General features: G+C 62.1%; 19 protein-coding genes and 1 tRNA gene. 14 read left to right on the top strand and 6 right to left on the bottom strand.

The features are described 5' to 3' along the window. Positions 1-60: 60 nt before the first annotated feature. From Q1M07_RS05905 to rnr, 6 genes are all read right to left on the bottom strand, one after another. Positions 61-1,668: a hypothetical protein gene (locus Q1M07_RS05905; RefSeq protein WP_300452010.1), complete on the bottom strand. Its 1,608-nt coding sequence runs from the start codon at positions 1,666-1,668 to the stop codon at positions 61-63. A gap of 39 nt (positions 1,669-1,707) precedes the next feature. After that, entirely contained in the window at positions 1,708-2,139 is a 432-nt protein-coding gene (locus tag Q1M07_RS05900) for an HIT family protein (protein WP_300452008.1), read from the bottom strand. Positions 2,140-2,313: 174 nt separating this feature from the next. Beyond that, positions 2,314-5,145 carry an AMP-binding protein gene (locus Q1M07_RS05895; RefSeq protein ID WP_300452006.1) on the bottom strand — a complete coding sequence of 944 codons (2,832 nt, stop codon included), beginning with the start codon at positions 5,143-5,145 and terminating at the stop codon, positions 2,314-2,316. Positions 5,146-5,211: 66 nt separating this feature from the next. Next, positions 5,212-5,700, bottom strand: a complete 489-nt coding sequence (gene napF, locus Q1M07_RS05890) for a ferredoxin-type protein NapF (protein WP_300452004.1) — start codon at positions 5,698-5,700, stop codon at positions 5,212-5,214. Between the two features lie 23 nt (positions 5,701-5,723). Beyond that, positions 5,724-6,395 carry a 5,6-dimethylbenzimidazole synthase gene (bluB, locus tag Q1M07_RS05885; protein WP_300452079.1) on the bottom strand — a complete coding sequence of 224 codons (672 nt, stop codon included), beginning with the start codon at positions 6,393-6,395 and terminating at the stop codon, positions 5,724-5,726. A gap of 127 nt (positions 6,396-6,522) precedes the next feature. Next, a complete protein-coding gene (rnr, locus tag Q1M07_RS05880; RefSeq protein ID WP_300452002.1) occupies positions 6,523-8,694 on the bottom strand; it encodes a ribonuclease R in 2,172 nt (723 codons plus the stop codon). 39 nt (positions 8,695-8,733) lie between these two features. On the opposite strand from rnr, the gene Q1M07_RS05875 reads away from it, so the two are divergent. From Q1M07_RS05875 to Q1M07_RS05810, 14 genes are all read left to right on the top strand, one after another. Beyond that, a tRNA-Leu gene (locus Q1M07_RS05875) sits at positions 8,734-8,820 on the top strand. Positions 8,821-9,300: 480 nt separating this feature from the next. Next, positions 9,301-10,143, top strand: a complete 843-nt coding sequence (locus Q1M07_RS05870; protein WP_300452000.1) for a DNA ligase — start codon at positions 9,301-9,303, stop codon at positions 10,141-10,143. 72 nt (positions 10,144-10,215) lie between these two features. Continuing rightward, positions 10,216-10,608, top strand: coding sequence for a hypothetical protein (locus Q1M07_RS05865; RefSeq protein ID WP_300451998.1), 393 nt, complete (start codon positions 10,216-10,218; stop codon positions 10,606-10,608). Between the two features lie 12 nt (positions 10,609-10,620). Next, complete coding sequence (locus Q1M07_RS05860) at positions 10,621-10,860, top strand: glycine zipper domain-containing protein (protein WP_300451996.1); 240 nt, start codon at positions 10,621-10,623, stop codon at positions 10,858-10,860. A 100-nt stretch (positions 10,861-10,960) separates the two neighbouring features. Next, complete coding sequence (locus tag Q1M07_RS05855; RefSeq protein ID WP_300451994.1) at positions 10,961-11,185, top strand: zinc ribbon domain-containing protein; 225 nt, start codon at positions 10,961-10,963, stop codon at positions 11,183-11,185. A gap of 391 nt (positions 11,186-11,576) precedes the next feature. Beyond that, complete coding sequence (locus tag Q1M07_RS05850; protein WP_300451992.1) at positions 11,577-12,752, top strand: aspartate aminotransferase family protein; 1,176 nt, start codon at positions 11,577-11,579, stop codon at positions 12,750-12,752. A 9-nt stretch (positions 12,753-12,761) separates the two neighbouring features. Further along, a complete protein-coding gene (gene argF, locus Q1M07_RS05845) occupies positions 12,762-13,688 on the top strand; it encodes an ornithine carbamoyltransferase (RefSeq protein WP_300451990.1) in 927 nt (308 codons plus the stop codon). 53 nt (positions 13,689-13,741) lie between these two features. Further along, positions 13,742-14,971 carry an argininosuccinate synthase gene (locus tag Q1M07_RS05840; protein ID WP_300451987.1) on the top strand — a complete coding sequence of 410 codons (1,230 nt, stop codon included), beginning with the start codon at positions 13,742-13,744 and terminating at the stop codon, positions 14,969-14,971. Positions 14,972-14,989: 18 nt separating this feature from the next. Then, complete coding sequence (locus Q1M07_RS05835) at positions 14,990-15,199, top strand: DUF2788 domain-containing protein (RefSeq protein WP_300451985.1); 210 nt, start codon at positions 14,990-14,992, stop codon at positions 15,197-15,199. Positions 15,200-15,201: 2 nt separating this feature from the next. Continuing rightward, positions 15,202-15,696, top strand: coding sequence for a YajQ family cyclic di-GMP-binding protein (locus Q1M07_RS05830; RefSeq protein ID WP_300451983.1), 495 nt, complete (start codon positions 15,202-15,204; stop codon positions 15,694-15,696). 218 nt (positions 15,697-15,914) lie between these two features. Continuing rightward, entirely contained in the window at positions 15,915-18,929 is a 3,015-nt protein-coding gene (locus Q1M07_RS05825) for a DEAD/DEAH box helicase (RefSeq protein WP_300451982.1), read from the top strand. Positions 18,930-18,970: 41 nt separating this feature from the next. Beyond that, complete coding sequence (locus Q1M07_RS05820; protein ID WP_300451980.1) at positions 18,971-20,161, top strand: cation diffusion facilitator family transporter; 1,191 nt, start codon at positions 18,971-18,973, stop codon at positions 20,159-20,161. A 148-nt stretch (positions 20,162-20,309) separates the two neighbouring features. Further along, the gene (gene rlmD, locus Q1M07_RS05815) at positions 20,310-21,617 is read left to right on the top strand and encodes a 23S rRNA (uracil(1939)-C(5))-methyltransferase RlmD (protein WP_300451978.1); all 1,308 of its coding nucleotides are present in this window, start codon (positions 20,310-20,312) and stop codon (positions 21,615-21,617) included. A gap of 386 nt (positions 21,618-22,003) precedes the next feature. Further along, the gene (locus Q1M07_RS05810) at positions 22,004-22,351 is read left to right on the top strand and encodes a hypothetical protein (RefSeq protein WP_300451976.1); all 348 of its coding nucleotides are present in this window, start codon (positions 22,004-22,006) and stop codon (positions 22,349-22,351) included. Positions 22,352-22,357 lie beyond the last annotated feature (6 nt).

The raw sequence follows: 22,357 nt of genomic DNA, 5'->3' as shown, positions 1-22,357 counted from the left end.
TCGGACGCTTATCATAGCGCAAAATCCGGCCGCCAGAACCGGCCGCCGGATGGCTGTCCCTCAAGCTACGACGAAAGCCACCCGTTCGAAGTCAGAACCCTCGGTCAGCAGGCGCTGCAACTTCACTCGCCAAGGCTGGTCACTGTAGATCTCGACCAAGCGCTCAGGATGATACCAACCCGAAGGGAGGACGAGTGTCTGCTCCGCGCCGATTGCCGGCACCGCCGGCAGGATGAAAACCCGGCTGTAATGCTCGCCATGTCCGGGGATCTGGGGCAGTGGGCGCGCGGCGGCTGCCTGTGGTCGACCAGGGAGCGCCGTGACGCCGGCCACCAGGCCACCGCTCTGTTCTTGCCTCAACCACACGACTTGCGCCAGCAAGTGCGAGCTGCCGTCGTGTGGGCACAGCGACAGCAATTGCCCTGGTTCGAGCCGTCTGCCAGCGGTCGAGCGCAGGAGCCGGAAACCATTGGCGGATTGATCGAGAACCTCCCAGTCGTCCAGGGCAAAGCCGAGTTGCGCCTGGCGAACTGTCAGTTGCTGCGTTGGATCGACCATATGGCGAAACGCGAACAGGCTGTCGAACTCTTGGCGCGAATAGATGCGGGCATGTTCAGGTTGGTTGAATTCTTTACCGGAAATGTAGTAGTGCATTCCGGCAAAGCCCGAGCATACTTTGGCGATTCCCGCCGCCCGGTGGCGGCGAAACTTCCTTCCCGCACGCACCAAGGTCCATGGCCGGAAGAGACGCTTGATCAATCGATAAGACTGTGTCGCTGTGCAATCCTCGCCAAGGCCAAGCTGAACCGGCGCAATTTTCTGTTGCAGCTGCTGCAACAACTGATTGAGTTGCATTGCCAAACGGGAAGTGTCCAGGCGGCGCAGATTCTCGGTCTGCAAGCATTCGGCCGAGGCGCACAAACCCGAATCCTGCATCAGGTCAACGACGTATTGCGGCAGCGCTTCGCCCGGTACCGCCGGGCGGATACTGACGAGCGGCGACCATTGGTTTGCCCAGCGCCGAACCAGCCCCAGCTCCCGTGCGGACAGGCTGTAGGGCCCGGCCAACTCGGTCAGCAGCAGGCCAACGAAGGCTGCCGTGCAGTGCGTGCTTCGACCGAGCGCATCGAGTGGATCGGGAACCGAGACCGTCGCGACACCCCACTCCTCGGCACTGGCGTAAAAGCCGTGCAGGTCCAACCACAATCCGGCCGGTAGTTGTCGGCGCGCACGATGGTGCTCGATGATCGCCATCCCGGTGTAGTAGATGCAACGATGCAGGATCAACGCCAGTCGCTCAGCATGCGCGGTGCCGTCCTCCGGGCTTTGCAACTGCGCGCAGTGCGAATACGAGCGGGCAGCCTTCAGCCAGGTGCCTATAACCTGCTGGAAAGCCTGCTCTTCGATGTCGCCCAGCGGCAACGGCTTGTTGGCATAGCGCCGGGCCAAGTCCTCCTCGATGAAGCAGAGCGATATCCGTGTCTGCTCGAGCAGTTGCAGATAGACGTCGGCGGCTGGTGGGGCCTGCAGGAGGGAATCGAGAAACTCGTTCATGTCCAGCTCGGCTTGCTGTGAATCGGCCAGAGGAAGACGCGAAAGGAGCTGAAAGCCGGTCTGCAGGTCAGTAATCCGGAGACTTGCCGGCGCTTTGGCAAGGGCTGTGCTCATGTCTAGTACTCCTCGATGACCGCGTTTCACGGCGGCTGTTTAGGTGCTACGCAGGGCGGCGATGATGCGCTCGCCCAGTTGTCGTCCATCGACCGGACTGCGGCGCGGGGCGCTTGCTCGCTGCGCCGCGGCCCACACCGGATGCGGAAAGTGCCTGTCGTCGCGCCAGCGCGGAATCAGGTGCCAGTGGACATGCGGCGTCATGTTGCCGAGGCTCGCGAGATTGACTTTGTCCGGTTGATACAGGCCACGAACCGCACTCTCGACGGCGAACACGACGCTCATCAGTTGCATCCTCTCTTTTTCGGGCAGATCGGTCATTTCGCGCAAGTGCTTATGCAAAATGATCCGGCAGTAACCCGGATAGTCCGCATCGGCGACCATTACCACTCGGCAGAGGGCGCTCTCCCAGACCACCTCACCACCGGGTGAGCCGCAAAGCTCGCAATTGTTGAAACCGCTGTCAGCCACTTCGGACTCCTTGCTCAATGCCCCGGCGCCGTTGCGCCGCGATGAAGAGAAGAATAGGGAATCCGCTAGCGGAGTGTTAGGGAATAGGTCACAGAGTCGGCAAGGAAAGACAGGCCGCCCGGACAGGAGCGCTTGGCGCTGCCGCATCGCCCCGGCGAACGCGGCAGACGGAGATCAGCGCTCCAGATCGTGCTCGCCGCAGAGGGCGAGCATTTCCCGGCGCGTCGCATCGCGCAGCCGTACGGCTGCCGCCCAATCGGCGGCGCTTGGGACGAGCAGCGGCCCGATGGCCAGCGCCACATTCGCGTGTCGTGGCAGCCACGTGCCTTCGCGCAGGACAAGGCGCGTCCCTGTCAGACCACAGACCAGTACGGGTGCCTGCGCTCGGACGGCGCTAACGAAAGCGCCCATCCGAAACGGTTTGAGGCCTGCCTCACGCGAGAAAGTGCCTTCCGGAAAGATCACCAAGCTCTCGCCCCGTCCGAGCGCGGCGACGATCTCGTCTACATCCTGGACGCTCTTCGATGCCTCGAAGCGCTCGACAAACAGCGTGCCCAGCGAACGCAGGAAGACATGGACCAGCGGCTGGTCCACGAACTCGCGTTTGGCGACGAAGCTGTAGGCGAGGGCTGGCGGCAAGCTTGCGCACAGCACCAGCGCGTCTGTGTAACTGCAATGGTTGACCAGCAAGAGGTGGGGTGACGCGGGCAGGGCAGCGACTGGCGTCGCGCGCAGGGGTATGCCTGCCAGGCTTAAGAAGAGGCGCGCCGCACGATGTACGATGTGGCGCCCGATCGCCGGCGACCGCAGGGCAATGACCAGCGTCGCCACCGGAAGGGCGAGGAGAACGAACACCATCCAGCACCAGGCGCCGTAAGTCCGCCGAGCGATGCCTTGCGCCAGGTTGGCCAGGCGCGCACGTAACGTCGCCATCGTCAGCCGAAACATCTGCCATCGGACCGGCACGGCCCGGTTACCGATCAAACCACTCTCGAAGGCGTCGCGCGACGCGCTTCGACGGATCTTGCCACTGGAAGTCTTGAGTACCGAATTGAGTGGTGCCAAAACGATTTCGTCAGCCGGCATGCCGACCGTCTCGACAGCCACGTCGTTGATCCTGTGGCGCAGTGCCTCGCGTCGTGTCGGATCCTCTTCCCGTGTTTCAGCCATGACGACCAGCCGTTCACTGGCATTGACCGGATCCTTGCTGGCGAAAACGGCGACACACCCCCGGCGCACACCCGCAAGGTTGCCGACCGCTTGTTCGAGTTCATAGGGGTAGATGTTGCGCCCACCGCGGATAATCAGGTCCTTGACCCGGCCAGTAAGATAGATCTCGCCGTCGACCGTATACGCAAAATCCCCAGAGTCGAGCCAGCCATCTCGCCAAAGCGCCTGCGTCGCAGCGGGATTGCGATAGTAGCCGGCCGTGGCCGACGGCCCGCGAAACTGCAGGCAGCCGACGCGTCGGTCAGGCAGTTCGCTGCCCTGATCGTCGACGACGCGGATCTCGTGTCCCGGCAAAGCCCGACCGCAGGCCGGCACGCACAGCACGTCCGTGTCGCCACAGGCCGTCGGCAGCGCGCACTTATTGCGGAGCAGTGCATCACGCTGCACCCGGTCGATGCGCGGGCCGCGCCCGAGCGGCGGGAACGCCAGTCCCACCGAGCACTCAGCCAGCCCATAGACCGGGGTGATCGCCTCACCGCGCAGGCCATAGGGTGCAAAACGCTCGCTGAACGCCTGCAGGGTCGCCGGACTCACCGGCTCGGCACCGTTCAGCGCTAAGCGCCACGATGACAGATCGAGCCCCTGAAGGTCGGCGTCGGCCAACCTTCGGGCACATAAATCGTAAGCGAAGTTGGGCGCCGGCGAGAGCGTGCCTCGATGATGCGAGATTGCGCGCAGCCAGCGCACCGGCCGAGAAAGAAAAGCCAACGGCGACATGAGCACCAGTTGCATGCCAAAGTAGAGCGACCCGAACCACGCGCCAATCAATCCCATGTCATGATAAAGCGGCAGCCAGGATACGAAGACATCTTCGCTGCTCACCGCAACCGCCTCGCCCATGGCGCGCAGATTGGCCAGCAGATTGGCGTGGCTCAGCATGACGCCCTTGGGGTCGCCGGTACTGCCCGAGGTATATTGGAGAAAAGCGATGTCGTCGGGCGCTGCGCGGTAGAGCAGGCTCATTGGTTCGTGGTCGAGTTCGGCCGGAGTAAGGACTTCACTCAAGTCTGGCGCCTCGGCGCGCAACAAGGCCGCCACCCCTTTCGCCTGTGGCACCGTGATGATGAACACCGCCTTGGCGTTGGCCAGGATGCGCGCGTGCCGGCGCAAATGATCGTCGAGCTGCGCCAGACGGGCGGGCGGATAGATCGGTACGGGAATGCCTCCGGCGAGCATCACGCCGAAGAAACTCGTCAAGTAGTCGCTCCCGGTTGGCAGCATCAGGGCAACCGCCTGCCGCGGCAACAAGCCACGACCCACCAGACCGGCGGCGATGCGACGCGATTGCTCGAGCAATCGGCCGTAAGTGATGATCTCGGCCCGGGACTCTCCCTGCCGGCTAGCGCCATCGGCGTAGAGCAACACGTGCGTTCGTCGAGGATGGCGTTCGACATGCCATTCGAGAACCTCGACCAAGGTCGCCGCCAGCGTCGGAACGCTGCTCAGACTGGTGGCCGTCTCGAGCTCGACGAGTTCACTCGAGAGGCCGTCGGCACTCGCCTGCGCAATGAATCGTAACAAGTCCTGCGGCGTTTCGGCTTCGGTCAGTGCCGATTCGGCCAGTGCGTGGCCGAACTCGCTGCCTACACGCATCAGGAGCTCGACGCGGGCCAGGCTGTCCAGACCGAGATCTCGCTCGAGATGGCTGGCCAGGCTCACCCGCCCGCTGCGTCCCGGACGGGTTTCTTCGACCATCGTCGAAACGACGCGCAACAGTCTTGCCGAAACGTCGACGGGTGCCGCTGCCTGCCCCGCACTACCCAGCTGTGCGCTCATCGAGGACAGGCCTGGCGGTAGTCGTGCCGCGTGCGAAAAGGCGAGATCGAGCCAGGCGTCGTCATCTCAGCGAACATCGATGGCTCTCGTCGGACACGGCGCGACGCAGGCGCCGCAGCCCGTGCAGCGAGCCGCGTCGACCAGCGGCGTGGCCATGCCGCCGGCTCGCGACGCGAAGCGGATGGCACCCGAGAGGCACAAGTCACCGCAAATCCGGCACTCGACTCGATGTTGTGCCAGGCAGGCTTGGCCAACGGCGGCCCGCAACTGCCAAGCGGCCTGCTTGGGTTGCTTGCGCAAGGCACCGCTGTGACAGGCGCTGACACAGCCAGTGCAGAAAGTGCATTCGCCAAGGTGGAAGTCGAGCGCTGGATAGGCATTCGCGTCGCGATCAAGAACGACGATCCCTGTCGGACATGCCGTTCTGCAATCGCCGCAACGCGTACAAGCCTCGACAAAAGCTTCCTCGTCGACCGCCCAGGGCGGACGCAGCGGCCGCTTGCGCGTCGAGCCGAGTGCGCGCAGGAAATCACGTCGGCTAACCCGGTCAGTCACGGCGCCTCCGCATGACCCTACCCTCAATAAGCGGTTGGTGTTCCGCCGGCGCCGGCCTTCCAGCGGTCCTCGAAGACCACCTCGTCCATCGGCAGGCGACGCCCCCAACCCTGCGACTCGAGAACCGGTGCCGCCGGAAACTCGGCAACCGGTCCGAGGCACAGAATCGCGATCGGGCGACTGCCGGGAGGCATCTCCAGCAATTCGCCGACCGCCTCGGGGTCGAAGAAGGAAACCCAACCCAGGCCGATGCCTTCGGCCCGTGCCAGCAACCACATGTTCTGAATGGCGCAGGCGGTGGAGGCGAGGTCCATTTCAGGCAGTGTCCGCCGGCCGAAAAGGTGTGCTTCTCGGCCAGGCATCAGGGCCACGACCAGTACTTCGGCAGCCTCGCGGATACCGTCGATCTTCAGCTTCAGGAAATCGGCGGCGCGTGTTGGCAGACTGGCAGCGGTGGCCACCCTTTCCGCGTCGACGATTCCCCACAGCGCCATTCGCGTTTCATTGCTGACGATGCGTACGAAGCGCCACGGCTGCATGTAGCCAACCGATGGTCCAAGATGAGCCGCTTCAAGCAGGCGATCGAGCAGGCCGTCGGGTAGTCGCCCGGCGACGAAGTGCCGGATGTCGCGTCGTTCGCGGATGACACGCTCGACAACGGCGATGTCCGCCGCCGGATAACGATGTTTACTCATCATGATGTATGCCGCCTTCTCCAGCAGGTTCGAGCCTGACTCGCGAGCCCAAAGCTTACCAGAGTGGCCGCGCAGCCGCGCACGGCACGCGGCGGGTTGGCGAGAAATGCTCGCGGGAACTCCCGGCTCACGCCGTTTCGGCGAGGATAAAGTCAATCCGCCCGGTTTCCAGGTCCGCCCGGACAAGCTTCACGTTCAGACGATCGCCTAGGCGAAAGCGCTTTCCCGTTCGCTCGCCGAGCATCTGGTGCTTGACCATGTCGTATTGAAAATAGTCCTCGCCGAGTTCTGAGACATGTACCAAACCTTCGACATAGACTTCGTCGAGTGCGACGAATACACCAAAAGGCACCACCGCGGCAATCGTGCCGGCGAATTCTTCTCCGAGCCGGTCGCGCATGTAATAGCATTTGAGCCAGTTGGTCACGTCGCGTGTCGCCTCGTCGGCGCGCCGCTCGGTCATCGAGCAATGCATTCCCACCTCTTCCCAGTTGCCCGGCGAGTACTGGCTGGAGGCCAGGATCGCTTTGAGCGAGCGATGAACCAGCAGGTCGGGGTAGCGCCGGATAGGCGAAGTGAAATGGGTGTAATGCTCGTACGACAGGCCGAAGTGGCCGACGTTGTCGGGGCTGTAAGTCGCTTGGCGAAGCGAGCGGAGCATCACCGTCTGCAGTAGCTGAGCGTCAGGACGAGCTCTGACGCTGTCCAGTAGTTCGGCGTAGTCCCTGGCTACCGGATCGTCGCCACCACCGAGGCTGAAACCGAACTCCCTGAGAAAACTACGCAGCGCGTCGAGTTTTTCGGCTGTCGGCCCTTCGTGTATTCGATAAAGGCACGGTTGGCGCTTGGCCTGAAGAAAAGACGACGCACAGACGTTAGCCGCCAGCATGCACTCCTCGATCAAGCGGTGCGCGTCGTTGCGGTGGGTGGGGATGATTCTCTCGATCTTGCCCTGTTCATTGAATAGCATGGTCGTCTCAAGCGTCTCGAAGTCGATCGCTCCGCGTTTGGCGCGCGCCTCTGCGAGCACCTGAAACAGCGTGTAGAGCGCTTGCAACCGCGGCTGCAGCGCACGTTCGTGATCGTTGCTCGGTGACGCGGCCCCGCTAAGCCACTGCCACACCTGATCATAGGTCAGTCGTGCCTGCGAGCGAAAAACCGCTGGATAGAACCGATAGTCGTTGATTTCACCGCACTGGTCGATCTCCATGTCGCATACCATGGCCAGGCGATCGACCTCCGGATTAAGTGAGCACAGCCCGTTGGAAAGCTTCTCCGGCAACATCGGAATTACCCGGCGAGGAAAATAGACCGAATTGCCGCGTTGCCGCGCTTCGCGATCGAGCGCCGTCCCGGGTTGCACATAGTGGCTGACGTCGGCGATCGCCACGACGAGCCGCCAGCCATGCTCCTTCGATTCGGCGAAGACGGCGTCGTCGAAGTCCCTCGCTGTGTCGCCGTCGATGGTGACCAATGGCAGAGCGCGCAAGTCGCTGCGTCCTTCCCAGTCCGAGCGAAGCAGCGCATCTGGCAGCGCCGCGGCTTCCGCGAGCGCTGCGCTCGAGAACTCGAAAGGCAACTCGTGCTTGCGTAACGCGATCTCGATTTCCATCCCCGGGTCGGCGTAAGTGCCGAGCACTTCGACGATGCGGCCGATCGGCTTCGAATGCCGGTCGGGTTGTTCGATGATTTCGACCGTTACTACCTCACCCGATCTGACCTGATGTGCACCTCCCGGCGCTACCAGGATGTCCTGGTTGATGCGCCGGTTCTCCGGAACGACCAAGGTAATCCCGTGTTCGACCAGTACGCGGCCAACGACCTTGCTGTTGGCACGTTCGAGAACTTCGACAATCACTCCCTCGCGGCGCCCGCGGCGGTCGACGCCAACTACCCGCACCAGCGCACGATCACCGTGCAGAACCTTAGACATCTGCCGTGCTTCGAGAAACAAGTCCTCGCCAGCGTCATCCGGGACCAGGAAGCCATAGCCGTCCTGGTGTCCTTCGACGCGCCCGGCGATGAGGCTGGCGCGTTCCGGCAGAATGTACGAGCCCTTGCGGTTGCGCAGCAACTGTGCCTCCCGTTCCATCGCGCGCAGGCGGCGTTGGAACGCTTCCAATTCGTGATCCCGAATGTCGAGCAGCGCGCACAGTGACTCGAAGCTGACCGGTTTGCCTTGCTCCTCGAGGATCTGCAGGAGATATTCGCGTGACGGCAGTGGCTGTTCGTACCTTTTCAGTTCGCGCTCCAGCCACGGATCGCTACGGCGGATAGCGGACAGCTTCTTTATTGACATTTGTTCATGTTCCTATAAAATCCGGCCTTCGCTGGAGATGCCCAGGTGGCGAAATTGGTAGACGCGCTAGGTTCAGGTCCTAGTGGTGGCAACACCGTGGAGGTTCGATTCCTCTCTTGGGCACCAGAAAATCAAGTAAGCAAGGGTTTCGACGTCGGGCGCATGATTTGCCGATTGTCCGCAGGCGGTATTGCCGTTTGGGGGCGGAAGTTCTCCTCTGTGCGTCTGGCTTCTTGGCTGGCTATTTTTCACTTTAGCACACGCCGCCAGTTCTCCGCCTGATGACTTGTTTTTGGCGCCTAGCCGGGGGTATGGACAGCCTCGGATTCCTGTACGAATGGCTTCCTGCGACGAGAGTTCCACTACCGGCCGGCGGCTTGCCCCCAAGCCCTCTGTCCGCTTCAAGCCCCGCATCTGGCGATCGCGCCGATAATCTGATGGGCCAGCCAGCGCCTCGCGCTGGGCGTGGCCTTTGGTACGGGAAGCAATCGCCCGGCGCGAGCCAATGAAGTCTGCGCGACCGATTCCATTTTTGCCGCTGGTCGCCTAAGATTTTCCCCGTGCCGGTCGACCGGCGCGAGTCAAGGTCTTGTAGGAGGGGTGCCGATGCGCTGGAATACGGCGACAAACGCGTTGACGCTGCTTGCTTTAGCCGGTATCGGCTGGCCGGTCCTTGGTGAGCCCTTGACCTTGCTGTTGGCCGCAACCGAGGAGGGCCAGTCGGACGTCAAACGGTACCTGGTCAGCGAAAAACTCGACGGGGTGCGAGCGTTTTGGGATGGGCAGCGCCTGCTCACCCGTAATGCTCATCCGATTCCGGCTCCCGACTGGTTTATCGCGAATTTCCCGAAGCAAGCACTGGACGGCGAACTGTGGATCGGGCGCCGTGAATTCGAACGGCTGTCGGGACTGGTTCGCCGGCAGACGGTCGACGACGCGGCGTGGCGCGACGTTCGTTATATGGTTTTCGAGTTGCCCCAGGCGCCAGGCAGTTTTCGCCAGCGAGTGCAGTCCTTGCAGGAACTCGTGAACCGTAGCGGCGTGCCCTGGCTGCAGGTCGTCGAGCAATTCGAAATCGCCAGCCGGCAAGCGCTCGAACGAAAACTGGACGAAGTCCTGCATTCTGGCGGCGAGGGGCTGATGCTGCACCGCGCCGATGCGGCTTACGTCACCGGGCGCAGCGATGTCTTGCTCAAAGTCAAGCGCTGGCGTGACGCGGAAGCGACGGTAGTCGGTTATCAGCCCGGGCAGGGCAGGTACCTCGGCATGCTCGGTGCGCTGCGTGTGCGTACAACCGACGGTGTCGAGTTCATGCTGGGCACTGGACTGAGTGATGCGGTGCGTCGCAATCCGCCGCCGCTCGGCTCCCAGCTTGTTTTTCGCTATCGCGATCTGACGGCGCGGGGGCGGCCGCGTTTCGCGTCCTTCCACCGTTGGCTTGATTTGTAGGGAGATTCGGTTGACTTCAATCCTCGATAGTGACGTGATAGTCTCCGATTTCCCGTTTTGGAGTCGGAGAAGATGATCACCGTAGCGAGTTTTCGTACCCTGAGGCATGCCGTGCCGGCCGCCTTTATGGTGTTGTTGCTGACCTGTGGAGGAGTTGGTGCGGCCGAAGTTCCTCTGGTTGACGGTACGCACTGGACCCGGTCCAGCGACGAAGTCAAGAAGGCCTACCTGATTGGTCTGGCCAATCTCGTTCAGGTCGAGGCGACGTACTACGCCGACAATCCGGCGCTCAACGAAAGCGGCTTCTCGCCGCGCGTTGCCAGAGGAATGAAGGGTCAGACGCTGGCCAGCGTACTCGAGGCGCTGGATAAATGGTATGCCGATCACCCGGAACAATTGCAGAGGCCCGTGGTGGAAACGATCTGGTTTGAGATGGTCGTGCCAGCACTTCGCCAGAGCAAGTAAGGGAGACGAGAGATGAAAAAGACTGGATTGGCAATATCCCTTGCCGTCGCCTTGGTGGCCATCGGGTGTACCAATATGACGTCGCAGCAGCAGGGAACCGTCAGCGGGGCGGCGATCGGCGCCGCGGCGGGAGCCGGCATTGCCGCCATCTCGGGCGGCAGTGGGTGGACTGGCGCAGCGATCGGCGGAGTCGTCGGTGGAACCGTTGGCAATATCAAGGGCAAGCAGCAGCAGGAGAAGCGCGGTTACTGAGATGGACGGCCGCGGCGCGTTATGGTGGGCAAGCGGCTTGGACCGCCAGGGAGTCTTGTGAAGAAGGCCGAAGACAGAGAGTACAGGGAGGGTCGACATCATGCCCATTTATGAGTACGCATGCGCCGCCTGCGGCAGGGAATTCGAAAAGCTCGTACGCCAATCTTCGCCGACGCCCGAGTGCCCGGATTGCCACAGCGTCGATCTGCGCAAGAAGCTGTCGGCCTTTGCCGCCGTGTCCGGTTCGCTGGCCCGTGACGGCGATCCCGGTCCCTGCGGAAGCTGCGGCCATCCTGATGGTCCGGGAGCCTGTCGCTTTACCTGAGCGTCAGCTTCCTTTGGCGGCTAGCGCCGCGCCTGCACCGCCGGACGTCAAACCGGCGAATGGCCGGACCGTCAGGGTCGGCTCGACGAGCCGGGTTCGTCCTGGCGTGGCGAGTTCACGAGACGTGCGGAGGTCATGTCGTGGGAGCGCGTTAACTGCTTGCTGGCGAAGCGCTGCCGCGCGCCGTGGATCGGGCGAGTTTGCCCTGGGCGGTGTCCTGCCTTTCCTATACATCGTTTTTTTTTTCCCGTAGAATCTTCACCTTGTCTTCCGCCATACAAAGCGCTGATGGCTTTGCTTGGCGAGAATGATCTGTGGTCTGAGAGCGTGTCTCGTTATCCGGCGGCGCAAGCCGCCGTTTCAGTTTCAAAGCCTCCGCAATAGGTGGTCCATGTCACACCTGATGAATACCTATGCCCGTCTGCCGATCGCCTTCAGCTATGGCGAGGGCAGCTGGCTGACCGATACCGATGGGAAATGCTATCTCGACGCGCTGTCGGGAATCGCCGTCAATACGCTCGGCCACAATCACCCCACGCTGGTCGCGGCGATCGCTGCGCAAGCCGGACGAATCCTGCACTCGTCCAACCTTTACCGAGTCACGCAACAGGAAGAACTGGCCGACAAGCTGGCCGCCTTGGCCAGTATGGACGAAGTCTTCTTCTGCAACTCGGGTTGCGAGGCCAACGAAGCGGCCATCAAGCTGGCGCGGCTTTACGGCCACCGGCTGGGCATCGATAGCCCAGCAATCATCGTTATGGAGAAGGCTTTCCACGGTCGCACCATGGCGACGCTGTCGGCGACCGGCAACCGCAAGGCGCAGGCGGGTTTCGAGCCGCTCGTCTCGGGCTTCGTGCGTGTTCGCTACAACGACATCGAGGCGATAAAGGCGATCGCCAACAGCAACAAGAATATCGTCGCGGTAATGCTCGAGATCGTCCAGGGCGAGGGTGGCGTCAACATCGCCGACATCGGTTTCCAGCGTGGTTTGCGCGCCCTGTGCGACGATCATGACTGGTTGCTGATCTGCGACGAGGTGCAGTGCGGCACCGGCCGCACCGGCCGCTGGTTCGCTTTTCAGCATTCCGGTATCCGTCCCGACGTGGTCACGCTGGCCAAGGGCTTGGGCGGCGGCGTGCCGATCGGCGCCTGTCTGGCCGCAGGCAAGGCGGCGGGCTTGTTCCAGCCGGGCAACCACGGCTCGACATTTGGCGGCAACCAACTGGCGGCGACCGCGGCGTTGACCACCCTGGGCGTGATCGAAAAGGATCGTCTGATCGACAACGCGCTTGCCGTCGGTCAGCTGATCCGCGACGGTTTGGCGCTGGCGCTGGCCGGCAGCAAAGGTGTCGTCGACATTCGCGGCCAGGGTCTGATGATCGGCATCGAGCTCGACCGCCCGTGCGGCGAACTGGTGACGCGCGCCCTGGCCATCGGTCTACTGATCAATGTCACGGCCGACAAAGTCGTTCGCTTGCTGCCGCCGCTGACCTTTAGTGCCGACGAGGCGCGTGAACTGGTGGCACGCCTGGCGAGGCTGATCGGCGATTTTCTCGCCGCCCGGTAGGGACACACGATGGACAGCGTAAAACATTTTCTTCAATTCAGGGACTGCACGCGTGCCGAGTACGAACACCTATTCGAGCGGGCGCGCTGGATCAAAGCCGAATTCAAGGCTTACCGCAAGTACTGGCCACTTTGCGACCGTACGCTGGTGATGATTTTCGAGAAGGCGAGCACGCGCACGCGCCTGTCTTTCGAAGCCGGCATGCAGCAGCTTGGCGGTTCGGCGATCTACCTCAATAGTCGCGATTCGCAACTGCAGCGCGGCGAATCGATCGAGGACGCCGCCCAGGTAATTTCGCGTATGAGCGACGTCGTGATGATCCGGACCTTCGAGCAGGCGATGATCGAGCGTTTCGCTGCCCATTCGCGCGTGCCGGTGATCAATGGCTTGACCAACGAGTATCACCCGTGCCAGATACTGGCCGACATCTTCACCTTTATGGAGCATCGCGGACCGATACAGGGCAAGACGGTGGCCTGGATCGGTGATTCGAACAACGTCTGCAATACCTGGCTGCAAGCCGCCGAGGTACTCGATTTCCGGGTACGTGTATCGACCCCGCCAGGTTACGAAGTCGAAGCAGCGCGCGCTGGGCTGCACGGCACCGGCCACTTCGAGCAGTTTGCCGATCCGATGGACGCCGCGCGCGCCGCCGACCTGGTGACCACTGACGTGTGGACGTCGATGGGTTTCGAGGCCGAGAACGACGAACGCCGGCGCGACTTCGCCGACTGGCAGGTTGACGTCGAGATGATGCGAGCCGCACGTCCGCAGGCGCTGTTCATGCACTGTCTTCCGGTGCATCGCGGCGAGGAAGTCGCCGCCGCCGTCATCGACGGTCCGCAAAGCGTCGTCTGGGACGAAGCCGAAAACCGTATGCATACGCAGAAAGCGCTGCTCGAGTATCTCTTGCTCGGCAGGGTCGACACTGCCTGACCTTACTCCAACTCCGCGGTCCGCGGCCGAGCGGACCGGCGCAAGGAATCCAAATGAGCGACATCAAGAAAGCCGTACTCGCCTACTCGGGCGGCCTCGACACTTCGGTGATTCTGAAGTGGCTGCAGGATACCTATCACTGTGAAGTAGTAACTTTCACCGCCGACCTCGGTCAGGGCGACGAACTCGAGGCGGCGCGTCCCAAGGCGCTTCGCTTCGGCATCGTGCCGGAGAACATCTACATCGAAGACCTGCGCGAGGAGTTCGTTCGCGACTTCGTCTTTCCGATGTTCCGCGCCAATACCGTATACGAGGGCGAGTACCTGCTGGGCACGTCGATCGCTCGGCCGCTGATTGCCAAGCGCCTGGTCGAGATCGCCCGGCTGACTGGTGCCGAGGCGATCGCCCACGGGGCGACGGGCAAGGGCAACGACCAAGTGCGCTTCGAGCTTGGCGCCTACGCACTGTGCCCGGACATCCGGATCATCGCGCCTTGGCGCGAATGGGATCTGTCGTCGCGCGAGAAACTCCTGGCCTACGCGGAGCGCCACGGCATTCCGGTCGAGATGAAGCATCGCCAAGGGGGGTCGCCGTACTCGATGGACGCCAACCTCCTGCACATCAGCTACGAAGGACGCCACCTCGAAGACCCGGCGGCCGAGGCCGAAGAGTCGATGTGGCGCTGGACGGTAGCGCCCGAGGCGGCGCCCGAGGCGGCCGAATATGTCGACCTCGAATTCGAGAAAGGTGACTTGGTGGCGATCAACGGTACGCGCCAGCCGGCTGCCGAGTTGCTGGCGTTGTTGAACCGCCTGGGTGGCAAGCACGGCGTCGGTCGAATCGACCTGGTCGAGAACCGTTACGTCGGCATGAAGTCGCGCGGTTGTTACGAGACGCCGGGTGGCACGATCTTGCTGCCGGCCCACCGGGCGATCGAGTCGATCACGCTCGATCGCGAAGTTGCCCACCTGAAGGACGACCTGATGCCGCGCTACGCCAGCCTGATCTACAACGGCTACTGGTGGAGTCCGGAGCGCCTCGCTTTGCAGACGCTGATCGACCACACGCAGTGCGTGGTGAATGGCTGGGTGCGGGTCAAACTCTACAAGGGCAATGTCATCGTCGTCGGCCGCGATTCGAAGAGCGACTCGCTGTTCGATTCGACCATCGCGACATTCGAGGACGATGCCGGCGCCTACGACCAGAAGGACGCTGGCGGCTTCATCAAGCTGAACGCGCTACGTCTACGTATCGCAGCCAATCTGGCGCGGCGCAGGAGCTGAGCGCGGGAGGATCCGTCGATGTTCGGGTTGACGGAAGAGCAGATTTCGGACTTCGGCATGACCTTCGGGATTGCCGCTTTCATGCTCTTCATGCTGTTCATCATCGGGGAAATTGCCTGGAAAGCGAAGGCCGGCAAGACCGGCACGATCGTCTTGTTCTTCGTACTCGCCTTCGGCATGATCGGCTTCATCACCAAGACGGTCCTCGAGAAATTTTGGAGAATGTAACCATGCCGTCATTCGATTTTTCCTCAGAAGCCGATATGGCCGCGTTGAACAATGCGGTCGACGTGACCCGGCGGGCGATCGACAATCGTTACGACTTCAAGGCGACCAGTGCCAAGGTCGAGTTGAACGAAAAGGACAAGCTGATCACCTTGTACGGCGATTCCGATTTCCAACTCGAGCAGATCAAGGATCTGCTCTTCCCGGCGATGGAAAAGAAGGAGAAGGAAAGCACCAAACGCCTCGACAGTCAGCCCGTGCAACGCGTTTCCGGTAACAAGGTGAAGCAGGATCTGAAGATCCGCCTCGGGATCGAGTCGGAACTGGCAAAAAAGATCGTCAAGCTGATCAAGGATTCGAAACTCAAGGTCCAGGCATCGATCCAGGGCGACGCCGTGCGCGTCAGCGGCGCCAAGCGTGACGATCTGCAATCCTGCATCGCCTTGATCACCCGGGAAATCAGTGATTTTCCGATCAAGTACGGCAACTTTCGCGACTGATGGCGGCGACCTGCGGCGAGTGGCGCTGGCCAAGCGTCATCTTGTTGCGGCGTGCCAGGGTGTGCTACGGTACGTGGCTGGTGCTTACCTGGAGCGTCATGTGTCGCGTCCCGACAAAGTGGGCAACCAATGACCGTTCCCTCGTCTAGTCGGACCTCGAGGACGTCTGCCGCCTCCTCGCCGTTGACTGCCGGCAGGCGAGATCGCCTGGCGAGAGTATGACGCTGGATAAGCCTGTCAAAGCGCTGCCGGCGGCTGAGCACGGCGAACTCGGCGTCCTGTCATGGACTGAGGAACTGCGCCGTGTGGCCGTGGCGGTTAGTAAGAAAGATCGCCATTCCGCGACTGGCCGTCAACAGCTCTACTATCTGCTGCACTGGACGACCGATGCCCGCGGCTTTGGCGTCAGCGTGCACAAGGGGCGCGATCCGGAAGGTGCAGAAGCGCTGTGGAGCATTGATCGTCTGCTGAGCAAGCCGCCCCGTTTTGTCGCTGAGGAAGATCGGCCGATCCTGCGTCTGCTATGGGCCGAACGTTCGTTCGCTACCGGGCTGCGTGCCTTCGGGCTTGGGCCTCGGCACGGCGGCGAAGTGCTCGAGCTGATGGCGCAGACCGGCCGGCTGTGTCGCAAGGACGACTTCTCGCCCTTGACCTTGTCGGCATCGCGACCGGCGACGCTCGGTTGGCAGATCAATCCCGACGGGCGGCGAGTCCCGTTGCTCCGGCCGGAGCCTCCGGCCAGGCTGATCATTCCCCTGCGTGCGCCATGGTACCTCGATCTCGACAAGCGGCAGATCGGACTTTTGCGGGTACGCGGCAATCCGGCCGTGGTTGCTCGCCTGTTCTCCTTGCCTCCCTTGTCGGCCACCGCCGCTGCCCTGGTTGGTGAAGCACTCGCAGAGAGCAGCCGAGAACTGCCCAACGAGCCGGACGATGGCGGTGCCAGCACGCGGTGCATTGCGGCCGATCTCCAGCCGGTACTTCAGTTCGAGACACTGAATACACATGGTAATCGTAGCTGGCGTGACTATTTGACGAGCTATGGCGGTGGTCCTTTCGACGTCGCGCGGCCGGTTTTCCATTATGGCGAGGTCGAGCTAACGGCCGACGACGTTCGTGACTACGCGATCGTAGAGAATGGCGAGATGGTCCGGGTTGTCCGCCAGAGCCGGCGCGAAGAGCAATTGATGGATGAACTGGCGGCGGCAGGTTTCGAGAAAATTCCCGGTTACGTACTGCAGACTTTCGGCAAGCCGCCGGACAATGCCTACGGACTGGCCTGCGAAGGCGGCTGGCCTGTCTTGATGCGCGACGAGCTGGCTCGCCTGCGCACGGCGGGCTGGCGCGTTGAGTTCGCCGCCGACTTTCGTCACCGTTTTCTCGAGGTCGAGGCTTGGGATGCGGATCTCGTCGCCGGCGAGAATGGCTGGTTCGAGCTGGACATGGGCGTCATCGTCGAGGGCGAGCGTTTGCCTTTGGCGCCGCTGCTCGCGGCGCTGTTCCGACGCGATGGGCGATGGCTGGACGCCGCTTTGCTGGCGCAGATCGAGGACGCTGAGCTGATCGAACTGGTCACCCCAGCCGGTCAACGTATACGTGCCCCGGCTTGGCGCCTGAAGCCGCTGGCGGGAACGCTGATCGATCTATTCGACGGATTTTCCGGCGGTAGTTCCCTGCGCTTGTCGCGCTTCGACGCGCCGCGCCTGGCCGAGTTCAACGATAGCAGCCGCTGGCGCTTCCGGGGCCAAAGCGACGTCCTGGCGCTGGCCGATCAGCTCGCCGCGGCGCAGGGAATCAGCCACATCGATCCGCCGCGCGGCCTTGGACTCGAACTGCGCCACTACCAGACCGAAGGCCTGGCCTGGCTGCAGTTCCTTCGCCAACAGAACCTGGCCGGGATTCTCGCCGACGACATGGGGCTGGGCAAGACGGCGCAGACCTTGGCGCATTTGCTGTTGGAGAAAGAGTCCGGCCGACTTGATCGCCCGGCCTTGATCGTCCTGCCGACCTCGCTGATCTTCAACTGGAAGAACGAAGCGGCACGCTTTGCCCCCGGCCTTTCGATCCTCTCGCTACACGGGCCGGAGCGCAAGAGTCGCTTTGCCGACATCCCGCGGCACGACGCTGTGCTGACGACTTACCCGCTGCTCTGGCGCGATGCTGCCGAGTTGACCCGGAACAACTATCACCTGCTGATTCTCGACGAAGCGCAGACAGTCAAGAATGCACGCAGCCAGGGTGCCGAAGTGGTACGCAAGATTTCCGCCCGGCATCGTCTGTGCCTGACGGGCACACCACTGGAAAACCATCTCGGCGAGCTCTGGAGTCAGTTCGATTTCCTGCTGCCGGGTTTTCTCGGCAGCAATCAGAGCTTCACCAAGCACTGGCGGGCACCGATCGAAAAGCAGGGTGACGCGCAACGCCGCGATCTCCTGGCCCGCCGCGTGCGGCCGTTCATCCTGCGCCGCAAGAAGGAGGAGGTGGCGCGCGAGTTGCCTCCGAAAACGATCATCGTGCGCAAAGTCGAACTCACCGGTAGCCAGCGCGACCTCTACGAGACGGTGCGCGTGGCGATGGACGAGAAAGTGCGCGAAGAGATCGCCAGCAAGGGGTTCAACCGCAGTCAGATCGTCATTCTCGACGCCCTTCTGAAGTTGCGACAAGTGTGTTGCGACCCGCGTTTGTTGAAAGCCAGGTCGGCGCAGAAAGTCAAGGAGCGGGCCAAACTCGATCTGTTGATGACGATGCTGCCAGAACAGGTCGACGAGGGTCGGCGCATCCTCCTGTTTTCGCAGTTCACCAGCATGCTGGCGCTGATCGAAAAGGAACTCAAGGTGGCGGGTATCGACTATGTGCTGCTGACCGGCGATACCCGGGATCGCGAAGCGCAGGTCCAGCGCTTTCAGTCGGGTGAAGTGCCGGTCTTCCTGATCAGCCTGAAAACCGGTGGCGTCGGCCTCAATCTGACGGCTGCCGATACCGTGATCCATTACGATCCGTGGTGGAACCCGGCGGCCGAAAACCAGGCTACGGATCGTGCACATCGCCTTGGCCAGGATAGGCCAGTCTTCGTCTACAAGCTGATCGTTGCCGGCAGCATCGAGGAGAAAATCCTCGCGTTGCAGGAGCGCAAGGCTGAACTGGCGGCGCAGATTCTGTCCGAAGACCGTAGCGTTGACGCCAAGTTCGGTCGTGACGATATCGCCGCCTTGTTCGCACCGTTACCGGACTGACCTATAATTCTTTCCCTTTTTCTCCGGAGGCGAGGAAGCCCATGAGTGCCTACAAAGACATTCCCGAAGTGTCCTTTGATGATCCGGGGCGGCACGGTATGACTCAGCGCTGCACCTGGATCAGCGTCATGGTCAACGTTTTCCTCACCGCGGTACAGGTCATCGTCGGCATTCTGGCGCATTCGCAGGGTTTGATCGCTGACGGACTGCATTCGTTGTCCGATCTTGTGTGCGACTTTCTGGTTCTGTTTGCCGCTCATCACAGCAAAGATCCTGCCGACGAGAGCCACCCCTATGGCCACGCCCGCGTCGAAACAGCGGCGTCGTTTGCGCTTGGGGCGATCCTCGCGGTAACGGGCGCCGGAATCATCTGGGGGGCCGGGGTGAAGCTGCAAAACCTTGACGATCTGCCGCCCGTCGCGTCGCTGGCGTTGTGGACGGCGATCCTGGCGCTGGCGGCGAAGGAGGGATTGTTTCGCTACATGCTTCGTGTCGGCGAGCGCCTGCGTTCGCCGATGATGATCGCCAACGCCTGGCACGCCCGTTCGGATGCCGCCTCTTCCCTGGTCGTGGCCGTCGGCATCGTCGGCAACCTGATGGGCTTCAACTTTGCCGACTCCGTGGCAGCTATCATCGTGGGTTTCATGATCGTGCGCATGGGCGTCGTTTTCTCGTGGGAGGCGATCCAGGAGTTGATCGACACCGGTTTGTCGACCGAAGAAGTCGCCAGCATCCGCCAGGTGATCATTGACACCCCTGGCGTGAGCAGTCTGCACGAACTGCGTACCCGGCGCATGGCGCATCGCTCGCTGGTTGACGCGCACGTCTGCGTCGACCCGCGGATCAGCGTTTCGGAAGGCCATCGCATCGCCGAGACGACCCGCAAGCGGGTGCTCGAGAGCCACCCCTCGGTGTCGGACGTGCTCGTCCATGTCGACGTGGAGGATGATCTGGACCACGACAGCAGCACGCAGGCGATGCTGGATCGGCACGAACTGATGAGCCATCTGGCACCGGTTCTGGCGGGCTTGCCCGAACCGCAACGAGTCGTCCTGCACTATCTCAATGGGCGTGTCGAGGCCGAGGTCTATTTGCCTCACGAGGCGCTGGCGGACATCGCCACCTTGAGTCGGGCAGAAAACGAGTTCGCCAGGCGACTGGCCGAGCATCCCTTGCTCACGGCTCTCTCGATCAACTACCGGCAGCGGATCGTTCCAGCGGCTGGCGATTGATTTCGGCCGTCGCGGGCTGATGTCGTGCCTGCAGGCGGAACGCTTTCGCCGAGCGCTCATCAAAACGCGGCGAGGATTCAGGCTGACGACTGCGCTGTGCAACCGGCGTTCGAGATAACATCGCGCGCTTTACCGGTGGACGAAACGAATGCCAGAAGGAATCATCGAATCGCTAGATCACGAGGCGCGAGGAGTCACCCGGCTCGATGGCAAGACGGTTTTCGTGGAGGGCGCCTTGCCTGGCGAAACGGTCGAGTATGCCAGCTATCGCCGCAAGCCGAGTTACGAAGTGGCGCGCGCGCTGCATATTCTGAAAGCCTCACCGGATCGCGTGTCGCCGCGCTGCCCACACTTCGGCGTCTGCGGTGGTTGCAGCATGCAACACCTCGACCCATTGGCGCAGGTGGCGGCCAAACAGCGGCTGTTGGAGGACAATCTCCGACATCTCGGGCGCCTCACCGCCGAGCAACTGTACGCGCCGATCTACGGCCAGCCCTGGTCGTACCGCTATCGTGCCCGCTTGTCGGTCCGCTTCGTCGCCAAGAAGGGCGGTGTGCTCGTTGGATTTCACGAGAGGAAGAGCAGTTACGTTGCCGACATGCAGCAGTGCGAGATTCTGCCTTTCCATCTGTCGGCGATGCTGCTGCCCCTGCGCGAGTTGGTTGGCCGGATGACGATCCGGGACCGCCTGCCGCAGATCGAGGTCGCCGTTGGCGAACGAATGACGGCGCTGGTCCTGCGCATTCTGGATTCGCTTACGACGGTCGACGAAGTGTTGTTGCGCGAGTTTGCCGACCGCCATGGCGTTGTTTTCTACCTGCAGCCGGCTGGGCCGGCCACCGCCTATCGCTTCTATCCGCTCGAGGGTCCACGCCTGTCCTACGTCTTGCCGGACTTTGCCGTCGAGCATTTCTTTTCGCCGACCGAGTTCACTCAGGTCAACCACCCGGTCAATCGTGTCCTCGTCCGCCGTGCGCTTCGCCTGCTCGATCCTCGCCCCGGTGAGCACATTGCCGATATGTTCTGCGGTCTCGGGAACTTTACGCTGCCGATCGCCCGTTCGGGTGCCAGCGTCCTCGGCGTCGAGGGAAGTCCGGAACTGGTGCGCCGGGCGGTCGAGAATGCGGCGACCAATGGCTTGCAAGATCGCGTAGAGTATCGGGTGGCGAACCTCTTCGCGGCGACCGACGACACCCTGAGCGATCTCGGGCGTTTCGACAAGATGCTGATCGATCCGCCGCGCGAAGGCGCGCTGGAACTCGTCAAGTCGCTCGGTTCCGAGAGTCCTCTGCGCATCGTCTACATCTCGTGCAGCCCGGCGACCTTGGCGCGGGATGCAGCCATCCTGGTAAGTCAGAAGGGCTACCGTTTGCGCGGGGCGGGTGTGGTCAACATGTTCCCCAACACTTCGCACGTCGAGTCGATTGCGCTCTTCGAGCGCGCTGCGGGAAGCTGAGTGCGGTGTTCTGTCGAAGCGCCACGGATCGGAAGAGGGCGGCACCATGTGTGGATTTTCTCGCGCACCCGGCCATCCCGCGCGATGCATAGGCTGGGTCTTGTGCGTTAAGTCACGGCGCGACGCGGCGGCTAGTGCTAACGTGGTAGCCAGTTGAGGGGCCGCTGACATTGTTGTGCAGCATGGATGGCTTCCATCCGGCGGATCCTCGGCGCTTGTAAGAACAAGTTTGCCGCCCTCATTGAAGTCGAGAATTAGGTGAATATCCTTACTTTTTCTGTGCAGAATCCCTATAATGATGCTGCACTGCAACAAAGCGTGAGGTTCACGAGACTTCCGTCCGAATTTGAAGTGTCTGGCATGGCCAGTACCTGAGGAGTAATAGCATGAAAGCACCTAAAATCCTGCCGTGGATTGCCCACAAGACCGGTATTAGTGAAGAACTCGCGCTCAAGCTTTGGCGCCGCGCGGCCGGTGAAGCCGAAGTGATGACCGGTTGCTGCGACAGTTCGGATTACTATCGCGTCGCGGTGGAGCGTTTCATAGACTTTGCGGAGGCTGAAGGTGGCCGTAGCGTCGTCCGCCAGGCGGCCGGAGCGAGGACATGCTTCTCGTGGCTATGGCGGCACCAGAACCGTCTCTCGAAGCTGAATTTGATTACTGCACAGAGCCTCGCTCGGTTGTGGCAAGTAAAATGGAACGAGTGTTTTCGCCTTTACCATCAGGCCACGTGAACGCAA

Source organism: Accumulibacter sp., from assembly GCF_029255285.1.
In the GTDB taxonomy this organism is placed as follows: Bacteria; Pseudomonadota; Gammaproteobacteria; order Burkholderiales; family Rhodocyclaceae; genus Accumulibacter.
Note: the sequence above shows the minus strand (reverse complement) of the source record. Positions and strands in the feature narration are given on the sequence as shown.

Excerpts from the sequence above, each read along its gene's own strand:
- Q1M07_RS05850 (WP_300451992.1), top strand. The coding sequence starts at position 11,577 with ATGTCACACCTGATGAATACCTATGCCCGTCTGCCGATCGCCTTCAGC.
- argF (WP_300451990.1), top strand. The coding sequence starts at position 12,762 with ATGGACAGCGTAAAACATTTTCTTCAATTCAGGGACTGCACGCGTGCC.
- Q1M07_RS05895 (WP_300452006.1), bottom strand. The coding sequence starts at position 5,145 with ATGAGCGCACAGCTGGGTAGTGCGGGGCAGGCAGCGGCACCCGTCGAC.
- Q1M07_RS05855 (WP_300451994.1), top strand. The coding sequence starts at position 10,961 with ATGCCCATTTATGAGTACGCATGCGCCGCCTGCGGCAGGGAATTCGAA.
- Q1M07_RS05865 (WP_300451998.1), top strand. The coding sequence starts at position 10,216 with ATGATCACCGTAGCGAGTTTTCGTACCCTGAGGCATGCCGTGCCGGCC.
- Q1M07_RS05825 (WP_300451982.1), top strand. The coding sequence starts at position 15,915 with ATGACGCTGGATAAGCCTGTCAAAGCGCTGCCGGCGGCTGAGCACGGC.
- Q1M07_RS05840 (WP_300451987.1), top strand. The coding sequence starts at position 13,742 with ATGAGCGACATCAAGAAAGCCGTACTCGCCTACTCGGGCGGCCTCGAC.
- Q1M07_RS05820 (WP_300451980.1), top strand. The coding sequence starts at position 18,971 with ATGAGTGCCTACAAAGACATTCCCGAAGTGTCCTTTGATGATCCGGGG.
- Q1M07_RS05860 (WP_300451996.1), top strand. The coding sequence starts at position 10,621 with ATGAAAAAGACTGGATTGGCAATATCCCTTGCCGTCGCCTTGGTGGCC.
- Q1M07_RS05835 (WP_300451985.1), top strand. The coding sequence starts at position 14,990 with ATGTTCGGGTTGACGGAAGAGCAGATTTCGGACTTCGGCATGACCTTC.
- rlmD (WP_300451978.1), top strand. The coding sequence starts at position 20,310 with ATGCCAGAAGGAATCATCGAATCGCTAGATCACGAGGCGCGAGGAGTC.
- Q1M07_RS05870 (WP_300452000.1), top strand. The coding sequence starts at position 9,301 with ATGCGCTGGAATACGGCGACAAACGCGTTGACGCTGCTTGCTTTAGCC.
- Q1M07_RS05905 (WP_300452010.1), bottom strand. The coding sequence starts at position 1,668 with ATGAGCACAGCCCTTGCCAAAGCGCCGGCAAGTCTCCGGATTACTGAC.
- Q1M07_RS05830 (WP_300451983.1), top strand. The coding sequence starts at position 15,202 with ATGCCGTCATTCGATTTTTCCTCAGAAGCCGATATGGCCGCGTTGAAC.
- rnr (WP_300452002.1), bottom strand. The coding sequence starts at position 8,694 with ATGTCAATAAAGAAGCTGTCCGCTATCCGCCGTAGCGATCCGTGGCTG.
- bluB (WP_300452079.1), bottom strand. The coding sequence starts at position 6,395 with ATGAGTAAACATCGTTATCCGGCGGCGGACATCGCCGTTGTCGAGCGT.
- Q1M07_RS05810 (WP_300451976.1), top strand. The coding sequence starts at position 22,004 with ATGAAAGCACCTAAAATCCTGCCGTGGATTGCCCACAAGACCGGTATT.